The sequence below is a fragment of the Pseudoxanthomonas yeongjuensis genome (assembly GCF_010093345.1).
In the GTDB taxonomy this organism is placed as follows: Bacteria; Pseudomonadota; Gammaproteobacteria; order Xanthomonadales; family Xanthomonadaceae; genus Pseudoxanthomonas_A; species Pseudoxanthomonas_A yeongjuensis.
Genome location: NZ_PDWT01000019.1, coordinates 1 through 588, shown reverse-complemented (window position 1 = coordinate 588; position 588 = coordinate 1). Strand labels below are relative to the sequence as shown.

Annotated in this window: 1 protein-coding gene; it reads left to right on the top strand. The window is 66.7% G+C overall.

All coding sequences use genetic code 11. The features are described from left to right. Window positions 1-161 precede the first annotated feature (161 nt). Window positions 162-518: a DUF2807 domain-containing protein gene (locus CSC74_RS17335; protein ID WP_246193371.1), complete on the top strand. Its 357-nt coding sequence runs from the start codon at window positions 162-164 to the stop codon at window positions 516-518. Window positions 519-588 lie beyond the last annotated feature (70 nt).

The following is a 588-nucleotide window of genomic DNA, read 5'->3' as shown; positions in this document are numbered from 1 at the left end:
TTGTCGAACTGGACAACGCCACCCGTCGGGCTGCAGCCCACGGTCGTCGCGTTCCAGCCCAGCCGTTTCTTACCGCACGAACCTCCTAATGGATGCTCGGTCACCGGCATTAGATCGACTTTTTTTCGGGCGATGCCAAGCTGCGCGGCATCCGTGGCCTGGTGACCGCCAAGGTCGGTTCCGGCGACGTCGAACTCGACGGCGGCGGTGCGCTCAAGGTGCTTTCGATCGGTTCGGGCGATGTAAAGGCGCGCAACGTGGGTGGAGCAGCCGAAGTCGGCAGTATTGGCTCTGGCGACTTCAAGCTGGACGGCGCGCGTGGCGACGTGAAGATCGGCTCGATCGGCTCCGGCGATGCGGAACTGCGCAATGTCAGCGGCCGCGTGCGGGCCGAGTCGATCGGCTCGGGCAACCTGGAAGTGCGCGGCGCGGGCGCCCTGTCGGTCGGCTCGATCGGCAGCGGCGATGTCGACCACAGTGGCGTGACCGGTCAGATCGACCTGCCGCGCCGCGACTGAACCCCCCGGGAGAACGCCATGGAACGCACGCATATCCGTCGATCGCTGCTGCCGCTGCTGCTGGCAGGCC